The organism is Actinomadura alba, assembly GCF_014323705.1.
GTDB lineage: Bacteria > Actinomycetota > Actinomycetes > Streptosporangiales > Streptosporangiaceae > Actinomadura_C > Actinomadura_C alba.
Genome location: NZ_JABVEC010000006.1, coordinates 250315 through 265104, shown reverse-complemented (window position 1 = coordinate 265104; position 14790 = coordinate 250315). Strand labels below are relative to the sequence as shown.

17 protein-coding genes are annotated in these 14790 nt (G+C 69.7%); 5 read left to right on the top strand and 12 right to left on the bottom strand.

Annotated elements, in window-relative coordinates; all coding sequences use genetic code 11:
* Positions 1 to 290: 290 nt before the first annotated feature.
* Both HKK74_RS11265 and HKK74_RS11260 read right to left on the bottom strand, forming a co-directional pair.
* Positions 291 to 461 carry a hypothetical protein gene (locus HKK74_RS11265; protein WP_187243079.1) on the bottom strand — a complete coding sequence of 57 codons (171 nt, stop codon included), beginning with the start codon at positions 459 to 461 and terminating at the stop codon, positions 291 to 293.
* A gap of 156 nt (positions 462 to 617) precedes the next feature.
* Positions 618 to 1976 carry a GAF domain-containing protein gene (locus tag HKK74_RS11260; RefSeq protein ID WP_187243078.1) on the bottom strand — a complete coding sequence of 453 codons (1359 nt, stop codon included), beginning with the start codon at positions 1974 to 1976 and terminating at the stop codon, positions 618 to 620.
* A gap of 108 nt (positions 1977 to 2084) precedes the next feature.
* Between HKK74_RS11260 and HKK74_RS11255 the strand changes: the two genes are divergently transcribed.
* On the top strand, positions 2085 to 2747 hold the full coding sequence (locus HKK74_RS11255) for a response regulator (RefSeq protein ID WP_312881412.1): 663 nt from the start codon (positions 2085 to 2087) through the stop codon (positions 2745 to 2747).
* On the opposite strand, the gene HKK74_RS11250 is transcribed toward HKK74_RS11255, so the two are convergent.
* Complete coding sequence (locus HKK74_RS11250) at positions 2744 to 3190, bottom strand: response regulator (RefSeq protein ID WP_187243077.1); 447 nt, start codon at positions 3188 to 3190, stop codon at positions 2744 to 2746. The two genes, HKK74_RS11255 and HKK74_RS11250, sit on opposite strands and share 4 nt — an antisense overlap.
* Before the next feature lie 99 nt (positions 3191 to 3289).
* Positions 3290 to 3571, bottom strand: coding sequence for a DUF6504 family protein (locus HKK74_RS11245; protein WP_187243076.1), 282 nt, complete (start codon positions 3569 to 3571; stop codon positions 3290 to 3292).
* Between the two features lie 278 nt (positions 3572 to 3849).
* Between HKK74_RS11245 and HKK74_RS11240 the strand changes: the two genes are divergently transcribed.
* From HKK74_RS11240 to HKK74_RS11230, 3 genes are all read left to right on the top strand, one after another.
* On the top strand, positions 3850 to 4818 hold the full coding sequence (locus tag HKK74_RS11240; RefSeq protein WP_187243075.1) for a quinone oxidoreductase family protein: 969 nt from the start codon (positions 3850 to 3852) through the stop codon (positions 4816 to 4818).
* Between the two features lie 71 nt (positions 4819 to 4889).
* Positions 4890 to 6659 (top strand): serine/threonine-protein kinase, encoded by a 1770-nt coding sequence (locus HKK74_RS11235; RefSeq protein WP_187243074.1) that lies wholly within the window; start codon positions 4890 to 4892, stop codon positions 6657 to 6659.
* A gap of 172 nt (positions 6660 to 6831) precedes the next feature.
* A complete protein-coding gene (locus HKK74_RS11230) occupies positions 6832 to 7107 on the top strand; it encodes a hypothetical protein (protein WP_187243073.1) in 276 nt (91 codons plus the stop codon).
* A gap of 104 nt (positions 7108 to 7211) precedes the next feature.
* Here the strand turns inward: HKK74_RS11230 and HKK74_RS11225 are convergent, their stop codons facing one another.
* The 6 genes from HKK74_RS11225 to HKK74_RS11200 form a co-directional block, all read right to left on the bottom strand.
* Positions 7212 to 7931, bottom strand: coding sequence for a nucleotidyltransferase family protein (locus HKK74_RS11225; protein ID WP_187243072.1), 720 nt, complete (start codon positions 7929 to 7931; stop codon positions 7212 to 7214).
* Positions 7932 to 8217: 286 nt separating this feature from the next.
* Positions 8218 to 9072 carry an ABC transporter permease gene (locus HKK74_RS11220; protein ID WP_312881411.1) on the bottom strand — a complete coding sequence of 285 codons (855 nt, stop codon included), beginning with the start codon at positions 9070 to 9072 and terminating at the stop codon, positions 8218 to 8220.
* Positions 9069 to 10037: an efflux ABC transporter ATPase subunit, DrrA-related gene (locus HKK74_RS11215; protein ID WP_187243071.1), complete on the bottom strand. Its 969-nt coding sequence runs from the start codon at positions 10035 to 10037 to the stop codon at positions 9069 to 9071. Before HKK74_RS11215 ends, HKK74_RS11220 begins: the two co-directional genes overlap by 4 nt.
* A 126-nt stretch (positions 10038 to 10163) precedes the next feature.
* Positions 10164 to 10823 carry a PadR family transcriptional regulator gene (locus HKK74_RS11210; RefSeq protein ID WP_187243070.1) on the bottom strand — a complete coding sequence of 220 codons (660 nt, stop codon included), beginning with the start codon at positions 10821 to 10823 and terminating at the stop codon, positions 10164 to 10166.
* Positions 10824 to 10932: 109 nt separating this feature from the next.
* Positions 10933 to 11304 carry a DUF2203 domain-containing protein gene (locus HKK74_RS11205; protein WP_187243069.1) on the bottom strand — a complete coding sequence of 124 codons (372 nt, stop codon included), beginning with the start codon at positions 11302 to 11304 and terminating at the stop codon, positions 10933 to 10935.
* A gap of 55 nt (positions 11305 to 11359) precedes the next feature.
* Positions 11360 to 11695, bottom strand: coding sequence for a hypothetical protein (locus tag HKK74_RS11200; protein ID WP_187243068.1), 336 nt, complete (start codon positions 11693 to 11695; stop codon positions 11360 to 11362).
* A gap of 66 nt (positions 11696 to 11761) precedes the next feature.
* Between HKK74_RS11200 and HKK74_RS11195 the strand changes: the two genes are divergently transcribed.
* Positions 11762 to 11917 carry a hypothetical protein gene (locus HKK74_RS11195; RefSeq protein WP_187243067.1) on the top strand — a complete coding sequence of 52 codons (156 nt, stop codon included), beginning with the start codon at positions 11762 to 11764 and terminating at the stop codon, positions 11915 to 11917.
* Positions 11918 to 11925: 8 nt separating this feature from the next.
* Here the strand turns inward: HKK74_RS11195 and HKK74_RS11190 are convergent, their stop codons facing one another.
* Together HKK74_RS11190 and HKK74_RS11185 are read right to left on the bottom strand one after the other, a co-directional pair.
* A complete protein-coding gene (locus tag HKK74_RS11190) occupies positions 11926 to 12522 on the bottom strand; it encodes a DUF5825 family protein (protein WP_187243066.1) in 597 nt (198 codons plus the stop codon).
* Positions 12519 to 14483, bottom strand: coding sequence for a RiPP maturation radical SAM C-methyltransferase (locus HKK74_RS11185; protein WP_187243065.1), 1965 nt, complete (start codon positions 14481 to 14483; stop codon positions 12519 to 12521). The genes HKK74_RS11190 and HKK74_RS11185 overlap by 4 nt, the downstream gene beginning before the upstream one ends.
* Between the last annotated feature and the right edge of the window lie 307 nt (positions 14484 to 14790).

Sequence of the window (14790 nt, the reverse complement as noted above, 5' to 3'; positions counted from 1 at the left end):
GCGTCCCACCGTCGCGAACGCGGACCGCGGTGAGCATCGCCTGCTGCCGGGCCTCCAGCCAGATCGCCCGGGTCATCGCCTGGCGCGCCAGCATGGCGCCGATCACTCCCGCGGGCGCCAGCAGCAGCACGGCGATGAAGGTGACCAGCAGCGCCATCCGGCCGCGAATCGACCGCGGCCGGAGCCGAAGGGCCCCCGCCCGCACGGCGGCACCCAGACGACGGCGCCGGCCGGCGGCTCGCCGATCGGCACCCGGCTCGTAAAGTGCGCGGTCGCGAACCGATGGTCGGTCAGACACGCCGCACCCGGCGGCGGCCCGCCTGCTTGGCGGCGGCCACGCCAGGATCGCGCAGATCGGCGATGACCGGTTCATCGTGCTCACGGCGTCTGCGGACGCGACCCGCGCGGTCCCTCCGGACCCGTACCCGCAGCATCGGCTGTCCCCCCATGCCCACAGACATGCTCTGGCCGCTAGACGACTGATTCCAGACTTCTGGCACCCCAAGCATGGCTCACAACCTGCGGCGCGTCGTTGCGGCCAACGGCCATCCGCGCTTGCGGCCTGCGGGTACCGCGCTCTTACCGCTAGCCGGTAGAGGTCGGCGGCGCGGCATGGCTCAGATGAGCGCCGCCGGGCTCTTGCAGGCCGGCAGCGAGACCCACAGTGAGGTGCCCTTGCGCACCGGGCTGGCGATCTTCATGGTGCCGCCCGCCGCCTCGACGCGATCGATCAGGCCGATCAGGCCGGAGCCGTGCGCCAGATCGGCGCCGCCCACGCCGTCGTCGCGGACCGAGAGGCACAGCCGGCCGTCCAGTACCTCGGCCTCGACCTCGACGACCGAGGCCTTCGCGTGCTTCGCCGCGTTCGCCAGGGCCTCCGCGACGACGTAATAGGCGGCCACCTCGATGCTCTCGTCGAGGCGGGTCCCCATCCGGAGCGTGAGTTCGACGGGCACGACCGAGCGGCGCGCCAAGGCCTTGATCGCCGGCGCCAGCCCACCCTTCGCGAGGATGGCCGGATGGATGCCGCGCGAGGTCTCCTGAAGATCGGTCAGCGAATCGGCGAGCCCGTCGGCCACGGCCGACAACCGCCCGCTGAGCTCGGGCAGCCCGGGCGGAACGCTCTCCCAGGCGGCGCGCAGATCAAGGGCCAGCGAGACCAGCCGCTGCTGGATGCCATCGTGCAGGTCGCGCTCGATGCGCATCCGCTCCTGGTCCGCTGCGGCGACGAGCCGCGCCCGCGACGCGGTGAGCTCGGCGCGGGCCTGGGCGTTGGCGATGACGGTGGCGACGAGTTCGGTGATGTCGCTGATGCGCGTCTCGGCGTCGCCGGGGAGCACCTTGCGGGTGGAGAAGCCGACCGCCACTCCCCACAGCCGGTCGTCGACGATGATCGGCGCGCCGACCGCCGAGCGGACGCCCTGCCTGCGCAGGTAGGTGGCGATCGGGCCGGAGGCGTCCGCGTAGTCGTCGATCCGCGCGGGACGGCCGGTGCGGGCGACCACGGCCGGGATGTTCTCGCCCTTGATCGCCCAGCGGCTGCCGACCTCCAAGCCTCCGGCTGTGTCGCAGCACGTGGCGACGACGGTCGCCAGGCCGTCAGGGTCATAGCGGAAGATCCGCGCACCGTCGATCTCGAGGAGCCGGCACATCTCATCGGTCACGGCATTGCACACCACGCGCGGCGGTGCGCTGTGTGCGGCGATCGTCGCCACCCGCCGCAACGCGGCCCGCTCGTCGTCTCGGTGCTCGAGTGCCACCGCCATGCTGTTGAACGCCCGCTGGAGCTTGCGGATCTCACCACTGTCGGTCTCGGGGACCCGAGCCGACGGGTCGCCGTCCGCCAGACGGCCGGCCATCCGGTCCGTCCGGCGCACGGGCCCTATGATCGCCCGCACGAGGTAGCCGAAGGCCGCGCCGACCATGCTCACCAGCAGGGCGCTCGCGGTCAGCCTACGGACGGTCGAGCCGCTCATGCCGGCCTCCAGAGCGGGGTTTCCCCAGGTCGTGCCCCAGCGGATATCGTGGCCGTGACGATGGAGGCACCGCGTTCGCACAGCTCAGGGCTCGATGAAGACGCCACGGTGACACACCGTGGGCGTCTGGTCGTGGCCGATGACGACGTGCTGCTCCGGGAAGGTCTGGCGAGCCTGCTCACCCGCACGGGGTTCGAGGTGGTGGCGCAGGCCGACGACGGCATGCGGCTGATCGAGCTGGTCCGCAGGCATGGCCCTGATCTTGTGATCATCGACATTCGGATGCCACCGAGTTTCACGACCGAGGGTCTCGATGCGGCCCGGGTGATCCGCGAACGGTTTCCGCAGGTCGGAATACTGCTCCTCTCAGCATATGTCGACCTGGAACACGCGATGGAGCTGCTGGCCGGCGGTGACCGCGTGGGCTATCTGCTCAAGAGCAGGGTCACCGATGTGGCCGAGTTCATCGAGACGCTCGACCGCATCGTCAAAGGGGCCGCGATCGTCGACCCGTCACTGGTCGGCGAACTCATCGCGGCTCGGCACCGTAACGACCCACTGGCCGAGCTCAGCCCGCGCGAGCGCGAGGTGCTCGCCCTCATGGCCGAAGGACGCTCGAACGCCGGCATCGCACGGAAGTTGTGGGTCACCGAGGGAACGGTGGAGAAGCACGTGCGGAGCATCCTCATCAAGCTCCGGCTGCCCGAGACCGAGGCCGATCACCGCCGGGTCCTCGCCGTGCTGGCCTTCCTGGAGTCCCGCCGGCTCTAGAACCACCGCACCGGCGATGCGCCGGGACCGTACGGCCGACCGGTGGCCGGCGCGTCTATCGCCCCTGAGGCGAGCAGCGCCCTGATCGCGTCCGCGGACAGCGCCGGCTTGCTCAGGAATCCGACCGCGTCGCTGTCGGCGATGAGATCCGCGTAGTCCTCCTCGGCGTGGGTCGACGTGAGGATGATCGACGGCCGCCAGGAGCCCTGCGGAGGCGTCGTCCGCGCGACCTGGGTGAGCAGGTGCGCCAGTTCGAGCCCGCAGTCGCCGCCGAGGCAGATGTCGAGCAGCACGAGTTCGGGTCTGAGTTCCTCGGCGCGGCAGACCGCCTCGGTTCCCGTCGAGGCGGTGCCCACCACCGAGATCCCCTCCTGCTCGAGCAGATGACGGGCGGCCTCGAGGAAATGCCGGCTGTCATCGATGAGCAGGCAGCGAATCGCCATGGAGCCAGGATGGAGGCCGCCTCGCTCCCGCCGCATTGCGGCTAACCCCAATCCCGGCACGTCGCCGGGATCGCGGGAACCGGTCCGGCACCCGGCCGATCATGACCTGTCCCACGCCCGGGACAGCATCCAGGTGGCCGTCGCCGCGTCGAAGCGCAGTTCGTACACGCCGATGTCCCCGTCCGGAGCGGCCTCCACCCGCCAGAACTCGCGCTCGCTGGACTCCTCGGCCTCGGGATGCAGGTCCTTCCACCAGTCCCTGGTGGCGACCCAGTGCTCGAGCACGGACCGCACCGTGTAGAGCCGGCCCCTCCACACGAACCGCACCGGACGGCCGTCGGCCACCCACACCTCGATCGGGTCGCCGTACACGCGACTCACCCTGGCCACCTCCCGAGTCCATCGCCCGGGGGAAGGCAGGCGCAGTACGATTCGAACATACGTTCGCCGAGCCGTCAGGGCAAGTCGGAACGGACCGGTCCGGGGTGAGCCATCGACTACCGCTATCCGCTGTCGCTGGCGTGGCTCTGCCACCGCATCGCCCCGTCCTGATCTCACCCGCGACGCTCCCAGCGCGGGCTGGGGCGGGAACAGATCGGTGCCGCCACCCGTTGGCAACGATCACACCACCTCGTAACGATCACACCCCAGGAGTTTCCATGCGCGCGATCGTCGTCTCGAAGCCGGGCGGACCAGAGGCCCTCGACTACACCGAGTTCGACGATCCCGTACCGGGCCCGGGTGAGATCGTGATCGACATCGCCGCCGCCGGGGTGAACTACCTGGACGTCTACTTCCGCACCGGGCGGTACCCGAAGCCGACGCCGTTCGTGATCGGCACCGAGGGCGCCGGCACCGTCACGGCGGTCGGCCCGGACGTGACCGGCGTGAACGTCGGTGACGTGGTCGCGTCGTCGGACGTGAACGGGTCGTACGCCGCCAAGGCCATCGTGCGGGCGGACCGGGCCGTACACGTCCCGGACGGCGTCTCGGCCGAGGACGCGGCCGCCGCCATGCTCCAGGGGATGACCGCGCACTACCTCACCAGCTCGGTCTACGCGGTGCAGCCGGGCGACACGGTCGTCGTGCACGCCGCCGCGGGCGGCATGGGCCTGCTGCTCACCCAGGTCGTGAAGCTGCTCGGCGGCCGGGTCATCGGCACCGTCTCGACCGCGGAGAAGGAGCGGCTCGCCCGTGACGCCGGTGCCGACGAGGTCATTCGGTACACCGAGACCGAATTCGCCCCGGAGGTCCGGCGGCTGACGGACGGGGAGGGCGCCGCCGCCGTGTACGACGGCGTGGGCGCCGCCACCTTCGACGGCAGCCTGGAGAGCCTGCGGTGGCGCGGGACCCTCGCGCTGTACGGCGCGGCGAGCGGACCGGTGCCCCCGTTCGACCCGATGCGGCTCAACACCGGCGGCTCGCTGTTCCTCGCCCGCCCGACGCTGGCCCACTTCGTCGCCACGCGCGAGGAACTGCTCGCCCGTTCCGGTGACGTGCTCGGCTGGGTGAAGAGCGGAACGCTGAGGCTGCACATCGGCCGGCGCTATGACCTCGCCGACGCGCGCACGGCGCACGAGGACCTCCAGGGCCGCCGCACCACGGGCAAGCTACTACTTCTCCCTTAGGACACGACTCTTCGCTAATCTGCCTCAACGTGCGCTTTCGTGCACGACGCAAAGGGAGGCGTGGACTAACCGTGTCGGCAGAGAACGTGGTCGATCCCCTGACGCCCGGCGACCCGCGAACGCTGGGCGCCTACCGGCTGGTGGGTCGGATCGGCCGGGGCGGCATGGGCACCGTCTACCTGGCCGAGTCGTCCGCGGGCGAACGGGCCGCGGTCAAGGTGATCAACCCTGACCTCGCCCACGACCCGTCCTTCCGCGACCGCTTCCGCCGCGAGGTCGAGTCCGCTCGGAGGGTGCGCAGGTTCTGTACGGCCCCGGTGCTCGACGCCAACCTCGACGGCGACCTGCTCTACATCGTGACGGAGTACGTCAACGGCCCCAACCTGCACGAGTTCGTGCGCGACTCCGGGCCGATGCGGGGGGCGACCCTGGACCATCTCGCGGTCGGGGTCGCCACGGCCCTCACCGCGATCCATGGCGCCGGCGTCGTGCACCGCGATCTGAAGCCGGCCAACGTGCTGTTGTCCTCGCTCGGCCCACGAGTGATCGACTTCGGTATCGCCCGCGCGCTCGACACGGTCGTCGACCAGACCAAGACCGGCCAGTTCGTCGGTACCCCCGCCTACATGGCACCGGAGATCATCGGTGGCGGGCGGGCCACCGCCGCCTCCGACGTCTTCGCATGGGGTGCCGTCGTCGCCTACGCCGGTACCGGCGAGACCGCGTTCCCGGGGGCCACCCTGCCTGCGGTGCTCTACCGGATCTCGCACGGCGAGCCGCAGATCGAGGGGCTGGAGGACGAGATCCGGCAGCTCGTCGAGCGGGCGCTGGCCAAGGATCCGGCACTGCGGCCGTCCGCCCAGGAACTTCTGGACGGCCTGGTCGGCCAGGACCGGGCCGACACCGCCCAGACCGCTGAGACGCTCCGCAGCACCTGGCAGACCCACCCGTCCTCCGTGCCACCGTCCCCCGTGCCACCGCCCGGCGGGCCGTATCCGGGCCAGCCGACGCGAGCGGACGGCCCGGGAACGCTGATGGCGCCGCCCGGAGCCTTCCCGGGCAACGGCCCCGCCGCTCCGGTGCCGCCCGGCCGGGCCCCGGGCCACGGTCCCGGCCGTACCTCGGGCGGGGGGCGGGGCCGTACGCTGGCGCTGGCCGGCGCGGTCGTGGCGGGCTTCCTGGTACTCGCGCTCCTCGCCGTGCTGTGGCTCACCGGCTCGGGCGGCCCGCCCACCAGCACCACTCCGGTCTTCAGCGACGACTTCTCCAGCACCGGCACCAGGTGGTCGGGCGGCGAGTACAACCCCATACTCGGTACCGGCTACCTCGGTGGCCGGTACCGGCTGGGGACCACGGGCAACGACACCGACGAGTCCAGTGTGGCGCCGTACGACGCGGAACTGCCGCCACGAGTCCTGGTGTCCGCGGACGTGACCCCGGTGTCCGGACCGAAGTACGGGCAGGTGGGCCTCTGGTGCTTCGGCGAGACCACGAACCTGGACGGTTACCTGTTCCTGGTGCGCCTCGACGGCGACGGCGCGGTCATCCGCAAGGTGTCCGGCTCCAACATCTCCAAGGAGCTCGTGGCGCCCCCGGACGCCAAGGGGTTCGAGACACAGGGGGTCAACAAGATCCAGATCGCCTGTGAGCAGCAGCAGGACAAGAGCATGCACCTGCGGATGTGGCTCAACGGCGAGCTCGCCGCGGAGTACACCGACGCCGCCACTCCGCTGACGCGGGGCAAGGCCGGCATCGTCGTCATGCGGCAGGGCGGCGGCAGCGGTGGACAAATGTCTGCAGACTATGACAATTTCGAAATTTCACGCATAAACGATAAATAGCCAAACGCCGTCGGCACTGACACCGGCCAAATCCGACATAAATGGCGATTCCGGTTTTGGCCGCAGTAAAGCCTACTTCCGGGATTCTTTCCTTGCGGCGTGCCCACCTCGCAGGTCTAATGAGAGGTGCCCGTACCACCGAAAAGGGGGGAATATCGTGTTCATTCAGATCATGGAGTTCGACACGAAGAAGCCGCAGGAGATCATGACGCTCCTGGACGAGTGGCGCGTCCACACCATGGGGAAGAGCCCGGTCAGCCACGACATGATGGGCCGTTGTCATGACCGCCCGAGCCATTACGTCGCGGTCATGGAATTTTCGTCCTACGAGGAAGCGCAGCGCAATAACCGGATGGAGGAGACCGAGCGTTTCGCCAAGCGGATGGCCGAGCTTTGCGATGGGCCCATCGTCTTCGGCGACTACGACGTGATCCGCGAGGACGGCTGAGCCTCTACCGTTGAATTCAGATCTCCAGACAGGTCAGGACGGCCCGGCCAGGCAGCCGCGGCCGCCCTGACTATCGCTCGGCGGAGGACTCGACGCGGTGCCGGCTACCAGCCCTGCCGGGGCAGTTCCTCATTCGCCTCCTTGACGTCCTTGACGGTGTCGACCCCGCGCCAGTAGCCATCGATCTTGTACGCGGCCAGGCGCTTGTCCACCGCCAGCTGCGGGAACGTGGTGTCCTCGTGATCGCCCTTGACCGGCAGCAGCCCCACGACCTCGGGCTCGAAGGCGTAGATCCCGCCGTTGATCCAGTACGGCAGTCTCGGTGACTGCACGAACCCGGCGATGCGGTCCTCCTCGTCCAGGGTGGCGATGCCCCAGGTGGTGCGGTACTGCGCGAGGGCGATCGTGGCCTTGGCCTCGGCCGTCGCATGCCGGTCGATGAGATCGGTCAGCGGGAACCGGCACAGGACGTCGCCGTTGAGGGCCAGCCAGCGCTCGTCCGGATGCGGCAGGTGGCCGGCCGCGAAACGCAGCGCCCCGCCCCGGCCGAGGGGCTCGGCCTCGACGGTGACCTCGATCCGCAGCGGGTGGGGATGGTCGGCGAAGTGCTTTTCCAGCACGTCGGCCAGGTAGCCGCACGAGATCACGACATGCTCGCAACCCTCCCGCGCCAGCCACTCGAGCTGCCAGTCCACGATCGGCCGGCCCGCCACCGGGACCATCGCCTTAGGCCGGTCATCGGTATAGGGCCGCAGCCGGGTCGCCTGACCACCCGCCAGGATGACCGCCTGCCGTACCTCCGCGCTTCTTCCGGTTATCGACATGTGGAAACCCTATTGCCGCGGGCCTGGCGCCATGTCCCGCGCTACGCCATCCGGTCGGGCCGCCGACGGGCCGGCGGAGCGAGGAGCACCCGCGCCTTCGGCCGAGAGGACCGTACGGCCGGCGCTGGATGACCGTCCGTACGATCCCCCGTGATCCGCGTCCGCGGCCGCGGGCTTGCTCCGGCCTCGAATCCAATGCCGCGAACAGGCGTGACCACGTTGGTGGTCCTGCCCGGACCGTTCACATGACCCATTGTCAGGCTAGACCCGCGCGCACCGGCGGGCGTCAGCGGCTCAGCCGCCGGTAACGCCGCATCGACAGCAGGAAGAAGAGCACCACGAGCACCGACGGCCACACGACCGCCATGAGCACCGGATGCCCGGCGATCCAGGAGCCCTCTTCGAGTCCGGGGTTGCCGAACAGCTCCCGGGTGGCGGCGACCGTGGAGGACAGTGGGTTCCATTCGGCCAGCACGCCCAGCCAGTTCGGCATCTGGGACGGTGCCACGAAGGTGTTGGCGATCATGGTGAAGGGGAACAGCAGTCCCCACACGGCGCCGCTCGCCTCGACGCTCGGGATCACCAGCCCCAGGTAGATGCCGATCCACACGCAGGCGAACCGGAGCAGCAGCAGAAGCCCCACCGCGGCGAGCGTCGCCGCGACCCCGCCGTGCGGGCGCCAGCCCACGACATAGCCGCAGGCGACCAGGATGGCCACGTCGATGACGGAGTTGACGATGTCGGCGAGGCTCCGGCCGGTCAACACCGCGGACGGCGCCATGGGCATCGAGCGGAACCGGTCGGTGACGCCCGCGGCGGTGTCGGCGATGACGGCGGTCATCGTCGTCCCGATCCCGAACATCATGGTCTGGGCGAACATCCCCGGCATCAGGAACTCACGGTAGGCGCCCTCGCCGGGCACGGACATCGCGCTGCCGAACACGTAGCCGAACAGCACCACGAACACGATCGGGAAGATCAGGGTGCCGAGGATGCGTGTCGGCTCGCGGACCCAGTGCATGAGGTCGCGGCGGGCGATGGTCCAGCCGTCGAGGACGGCCCAGCGGGCCAGGCTCAGCGGCGTGGCCGGCGGCACCGGCGTCGGCGGGGTCCCCAGGACCGCCGGGGTCGTGGTCTTCACGCCGCGGCCTCCTCGTCGGTGCGGTGACCGGTGAGCCGCAGGAACACCTCGTCGAGTGTCGGGCGGCGCAGGGCGATGTCCTCGGCCGTGATCTCCGCGTCGGACAGCGCTCGTACGACCTCGGTGAGCACGGACATCCGGTCCCGGACGGGAGCGCTGATCCGGCGCAGCTCCGGTTCGGTCTCGGCCTCGGCGCCGCAGACGCGGGCGATGAGCTCGGCGGCCGCGGGCAGCGCGGCCGCGTCACGGACGACGAGGTCGATCCGGTCGCCGCCGACCTTCGACTTGAGCCGATCCGGTGTGCCCTCCGCGATCACCCGGCCGTGGTCCATCACGGCGATCTGGTCGGCCAGCCGGTCCGCCTCGTCGAGATGCTGCGTGGTGAGCAGCACGGTGGTGCCCGCGGCGGCCAGGGTGCGGATCGACTCCCACACCTCCCCGCGGTTGCGCGGGTCCAGTCCGGTCGTCGGCTCGTCGAGGAACAGCACCTGAGGCGCCAGGATGAGGCTGGCGGCGAGATCGAGCCGCCGTCGCATGCCGCCGGAGTACTGCTTGGGCGGCTTGCCGGCCGCGTCCGCCAGCCCGAACTGTCGCAGCAGCTCGTCCGCACGGCGCCGGGCGGACCGGCCGTCGAGGTGGAAGAGCCGGCCGAACATCTCCAGGTTCTGGCGGCCGGTGAGGATCTCGTCGACCGCCGCGTGCTGCCCGAGCAGCCCGATCCGGTAGCGCACCTGCCGCGTCTGACGCGCCACGTCCAGCCCGGCCACCTCGGCCCGCCCGCCGTCCGGCCGCAGCAGCGTGGACAGGATCCGGACGGCGGTGGTCTTACCCGCGCCGTTCGGCCCGAGCAGCCCGCACACCGTTCCCTCCGGAACCCTGAGATCGAACCCGTCGAGCGCCCTGGTCCCGCCGTAGCGTTTGCGCAGCCCGTCGGCGACGACCGCGTCTTCTCCTGCGTCTTTCACGGCACCCACCCCCACTTCATTATTCAAATTTGATGACCAGTCGGAGCGTAGCCAGCCAGAGGGAAGTCGTCAAGTTTGAATAGGCATACGCGGGGAGGCACTCGCGTTCGGATGGCCGGGTCGTCGTCAGGCGCCGGCGGCGCCCCCGGTCACGGCCGTGCTCGGCACCGCCGCGCCGTCCTTGTTCTCCGCGTTCTCCAGGTCATGGACGCATCCCGCGGCATGGCGGCCCGGAGCGTCAGGCCCTTCGCCGGCCATGACGTAGGCGCCGCCCTCAAGCCGCGCGATCAGCCCCCTCGTCCACTCCGCGCCCGTCTCGGCCGAGTAGACCCACAGGCCCAGCAGTTCCTGCAGGCTGTGGTCCCAGTCGCCGAGATGCGGGGCCACGGAGGCGCGCCATTCCTCCAGCGCGGCCAGCCGCTCCCTCAGCAGGCCGATCGCCTTCTCTCTCGTCAGCTCGGACAGGAAACCGAGACCCGCCCAGAACATGTCCTGCCGCTGATCGACCTTCGTCAACGACTCCGTGAGCAGGCGGAAGAATTCCGCATCGCCCTTCTGCGTGAGTTCGTAGTCGGTATGCGGCGGCCCGGCATCGCTCTCCTCCACATCGTGGGCGCGCAGCAACCCCTCTTTGCCGAGCTGCTTCAGCGCGTGGTAGATCGACCCGGGATTGACGTTGGCCCACTCGTCCGTTCCCCAGGAGAGCAGCTCGCTGCGGATCTGGTAGCCATGCGCCCGCCCGAGCGAACGCACGCCTCCGAGCACCAGCAGCCGCGTCGCCGACATCCTCGTCCCGCCTCCACTTGGAGAGCCCCGTGTTCCCCCTCAAGGCTAACGGCCACGTGCGCGATGTCGGAGCCGGCACTCGCAGGCGCGCGCCGCGCGGACCGGCCGGTCAGTCCAGGGGGCGGCGGCCGGCGAAGCCGAGTTCGGTGAGGTGGTACCACGCCAGCTCGGGTTCACCCTCGATCCAGCAGAGCCGTACGGATCGCCCACCGCGACGAGCGGGGAAGTCCACCAGGAAGGGGGCCAGACCTTTGACCTCGATGCCCTGGTCGGTGAACCAGGTCACGTGCTCCTGCAACCGGGCCTCATAGGCCTTGGCCTCGGGCCTGCCGCCCATCGCCGACGATCCGGCGGTGTGCAGATCGAGGGTGAGCTCGGCCAGGTCGGCCCGGAGTCGTACGATCTCGGCGGCCTTCGCCCGCACTTCGGGCATCAGCGCACGCGCTTGCGCGATCGTGAACTCTCGCTCGCTCGTCGTCATCGGTACCCCTCGCCTCCCGTGCGAACATACCGACTCGCGGGCGGGCCCGCCGGGTTCACCGACCTTCGGGATCGTCCGGGATCACCGGGAGTCGCTGGGTGAGCAGGGCCTGTGACGAGATCACGCCGCTGGCGAGCACGGTCTTCTCATGGCGCAGCGAACCGTTCTCCCGCAACAGGTCGTCCGCCTCGGCCCGCAACCTGGTCAGGCGCTTCGCCATCCGCATCTGGACGACGAGACCACCGATGGCGACGCCCACGACGAACGCCGCGATCTGGGGTATCCACAACACCGTCCCGGCCGCGATGAACAGGACCACAACAAGAGCGATCGGGCGGATGTGCCCCTCCACCCAGTCCCAGGCCGCGTTGACGGGCTTGGGGATCTTCACTCGACTCTCCTTCCGGCTCGATCTCGGAGCTCCTGGACATGGCAACAACGATGGGAGCGGAGTCGCATGTTCCTGCCAGTGGCCGATGTCACCGCCCAGGTCGGGCCCTATGCCCGGACCGGGCCGGTTCAATCGCCGGGGACGCGGCTCGTGGACCGGCTCGTGAACCACCCGCGCGCGCTCGCGCTGCTCGACCGGCTGTTGCTTCCGGCACCGGCCTGATCGGCCGGTCAGGACCCGGACGCGGACCCGGGCTCAGGCATCGGCCGGTCGCTTCGCCCGGATGCCGGCCACTCGCGCACCCGGCTCGGGAGCGTCACGGCCACGCCCTCGATCACCAGCAGCAGCCGCTCTTTGGACAAGGTCACCGCGGCCTCCCGTTCGGCCGCGCCGAGCCGGTCGAGCGGCGTGGGCCGCAGGCAGGTGGTGAACGCGGCAACCAGGTCGGGCCGGTCGAGCACATACCGCCCGACGAACCTCGGATCCCTGCCGTCCTTCACCACGATGAAGCCGGGACCACGCCGGAAATGGCAGAAGGCCCGGGGGTGGGACTCCTCCCAGCCCGCGCGCTCCGCGGCCGCTCCCTCGAGGGCCTCGGGCGGCGGCAGGTGGTGGAGCGGGGTGACGTCGAGCGAGCCGGTGAGCCGGCCTCGCCAGCCGACCGTCATGTCGCGTGCGCACTGGTCGCGAAGGAACGCCACGACGCGGGCCGTGGACATCGGCTCGGCTCCGAGCTCGATCAGCGCGTCGATCTCGACGTGATCGTATGTCGCCTGGCGCACCGGCACGCCGGGCAGTCCGGTCGCGTCGAGAGCGGCCATGCTCATGCCTGGACCGTCGGCACGCTCGGGACCGGCGGCGCCAGGGCGGGCTCGTTCTCGAACCTGTCCCACGGGAGGGTGAGCGGCAGCATGACGTGCGGGTTGACCTTCAGATTCTCGGCCGGCCGGCCGGCCGCCTTTCGGGGCGCGGCTCGCGTGGCGAGCGCGACGTGGACGCCGTCGTCCACGAACACCAGGCCGCTCGCCACCTGCTCGGCGAGCCAGTCCTCGACGTCGGCCAAGGTCTGCTCGTGGCCCGCGGCGGCCAGGGCCTTGACGAGTGACTCCGGGCCGCGGCCCCGTTCGAGCGCCCGGTACGCGGCGGCCCGCCAACCGGTCAGGACGTGTTCCCGTTGCGGCCGGCCGGCCCGGGCGTCCTCGACGACCAGCGTGTCACCGGATCCGTCGCGAACGATGAGCCTGGAGCGCGGGTAGTCCCGCTGCCACCGCTCCACGGCCTCGTGGAGCCGTCTCGCGGTGTCGGTGCCGATGCCCAGCGGCGGGGAGTCGAAGAAATAGACCAGGTCGTGCAGCTCCCGCTCGGGGAGGTCGTAGACGTGCTCGTACATCTCCGCGGGGCGCCGCGCGCGGAATCCGAGCTCGGGCCGGTCGAAGTACGGGCTGAACCGCTCCAGCAGCAGGCGCGAGACCGAGCCCGGAGGCTGCAGGTGGACCAGGGCCGGGATCTGGTCGATGACGGCCTCGTAGTCGGCCGCGTTCTCACCGGGGAATCCGTACAGGTAGTTCCACGACACGGTGATCCCGCGGTCCTCGCACTCGCGGAGCAGCCGCAGGTTGATGGCACCGGTCGTGCCTTTGTCCATGAGGCCGAGCACCCGGCGGCTCAGGCTCTCGATTCCCGGCTGTACGTCCGTCACGCCGGCGGCGGCGAGGAGTTCCACCTGTTCCGGCTGCAGGTTCGCCTTGACCTCGTAATGGATCCGCAGGTCCCAGTCGGCCCGCGCGAGTCGCGGCAGCAGGTCACGGAAATACGCCATGTCGATGATGTTGTCAACCATGATCAGATCGAGAATGCGGTGCCGGGTCACGAGGTGCCGGATATCGGACCACATACGCTCGGCCGGCCTGCTCCGGAACTGTATCGACGACCCGTTGAGCCCGCAGAAAGTGCACTGGTGCTTCTCACCCCACCAGCAGCCCCGGGCTCCTTCGAGTACGAGCTCGGGCTCGAAGTGGTCGGCCATTCCCGAGGCGTCCAGCGCACGCTGCCAACCGTCGAAGTCCGGCCGGGGGATCAGTTCCGGTGGCACGGCACGACGCGACTGCGGGTTCGCCACCGGCTCATCGCCCCGCCACCAGCACACGCCGGGCACGTCCACGGGCCGCACGCCGGCCTCGACGCAGCCGAGCAGCTCGGGGAATGCGAGCTCTCCCTCACCTCGTACGACGTAGTCGAGAAAGGGATGGTTTCGGTGCAGGACCTGACCCATGGGACCGTCGCAGTTGCCACCGCCCATGACCACGATGATGTGCGGAGCGCGTTCTTTCAGCCGCCGGGCGGCCGCGAGGCTCGGCACATTCTGCATGAACGTACTTGTGAATCCCACGACGTCCGGCTCGGTGGCGAGGATCTCCTCCACCGCTCGCTCGACGAACTCCTCGGCATGCGAACGAGCACGCCGTACGACCCCGATGTCCACGCCGTAGCCCCGCGCGTACTCCTCGAGCACGCCGGTCCGCCAGTGCGGGTCGCCGTACAGCACACCCGAGAAGACCCAGTCCCCCAGCCCATGGAACACACCGTCGTCGGCGACGGACATGTAGTGCGCGGGAGTCAGCTCACCGTTACTCGACTCCAGCAGGAACTCCGCCCATCGGAGATAACCGTGGTACTCCGTGACGGTGTCACCGGGGCGGCTCTCGGCAAGGCGCGCGCGCAGCAGGGCGATGGGCAGAGACGGCAGCTTGACCGACTGCCATGGCATCGAGACAAGACAGATTCGCATGGTCCTAGTTTTCGCCAGTGGGGTAATCCTTGGCAATAAGACGGAAAGTCACGTTGCGCGGTCGGACGACTACTATGGATCACACTCGATCGCCATGTGTCACCACCTGAGCACTTTGCCACGCTTACCGCAAATAATAACGCCGATGTCCAAATATGGTCAACCACCCGGGTCCAGGCGCATAGCACTATTGACCGGCACTCCATTACCGCTTTAAATCTCGTAGTCATGGCTGGATGCTGCATCCGGAATGAAAACCAGTCAGAATCTGGGTAAAGTGATTGGGGGCCCTTGCATGGCTTATGGC

Coding starts and splice junctions, on each gene's coding strand:
- HKK74_RS11210 (WP_187243070.1), bottom strand. CDS start 10,823: ATGTCGGCGACGCGGCTGCTGGTGCTCGGAGGCGTGCGTTCGCTCGGG.
- HKK74_RS11225 (WP_187243072.1), bottom strand. CDS start 7,931: ATGTCGATAACCGGAAGAAGCGCGGAGGTACGGCAGGCGGTCATCCTG.
- HKK74_RS11240 (WP_187243075.1), top strand. CDS start 3,850: ATGCGCGCGATCGTCGTCTCGAAGCCGGGCGGACCAGAGGCCCTCGAC.
- HKK74_RS11230 (WP_187243073.1), top strand. CDS start 6,832: ATGGAGTTCGACACGAAGAAGCCGCAGGAGATCATGACGCTCCTGGAC.
- HKK74_RS11190 (WP_187243066.1), bottom strand. CDS start 12,522: ATGAGCATGGCCGCTCTCGACGCGACCGGACTGCCCGGCGTGCCGGTG.
- HKK74_RS11205 (WP_187243069.1), bottom strand. CDS start 11,304: ATGACGACGAGCGAGCGAGAGTTCACGATCGCGCAAGCGCGTGCGCTG.
- HKK74_RS11185 (WP_187243065.1), bottom strand. CDS start 14,483: ATGCGAATCTGTCTTGTCTCGATGCCATGGCAGTCGGTCAAGCTGCCG.
- HKK74_RS11260 (WP_187243078.1), bottom strand. CDS start 1,976: ATGAGCGGCTCGACCGTCCGTAGGCTGACCGCGAGCGCCCTGCTGGTG.
- HKK74_RS11265 (WP_187243079.1), bottom strand. CDS start 461: ATGTCTGTGGGCATGGGGGGACAGCCGATGCTGCGGGTACGGGTCCGG.
- HKK74_RS11195 (WP_187243067.1), top strand. CDS start 11,762: ATGTTCCTGCCAGTGGCCGATGTCACCGCCCAGGTCGGGCCCTATGCC.
- HKK74_RS11250 (WP_187243077.1), bottom strand. CDS start 3,190: ATGGCGATTCGCTGCCTGCTCATCGATGACAGCCGGCATTTCCTCGAG.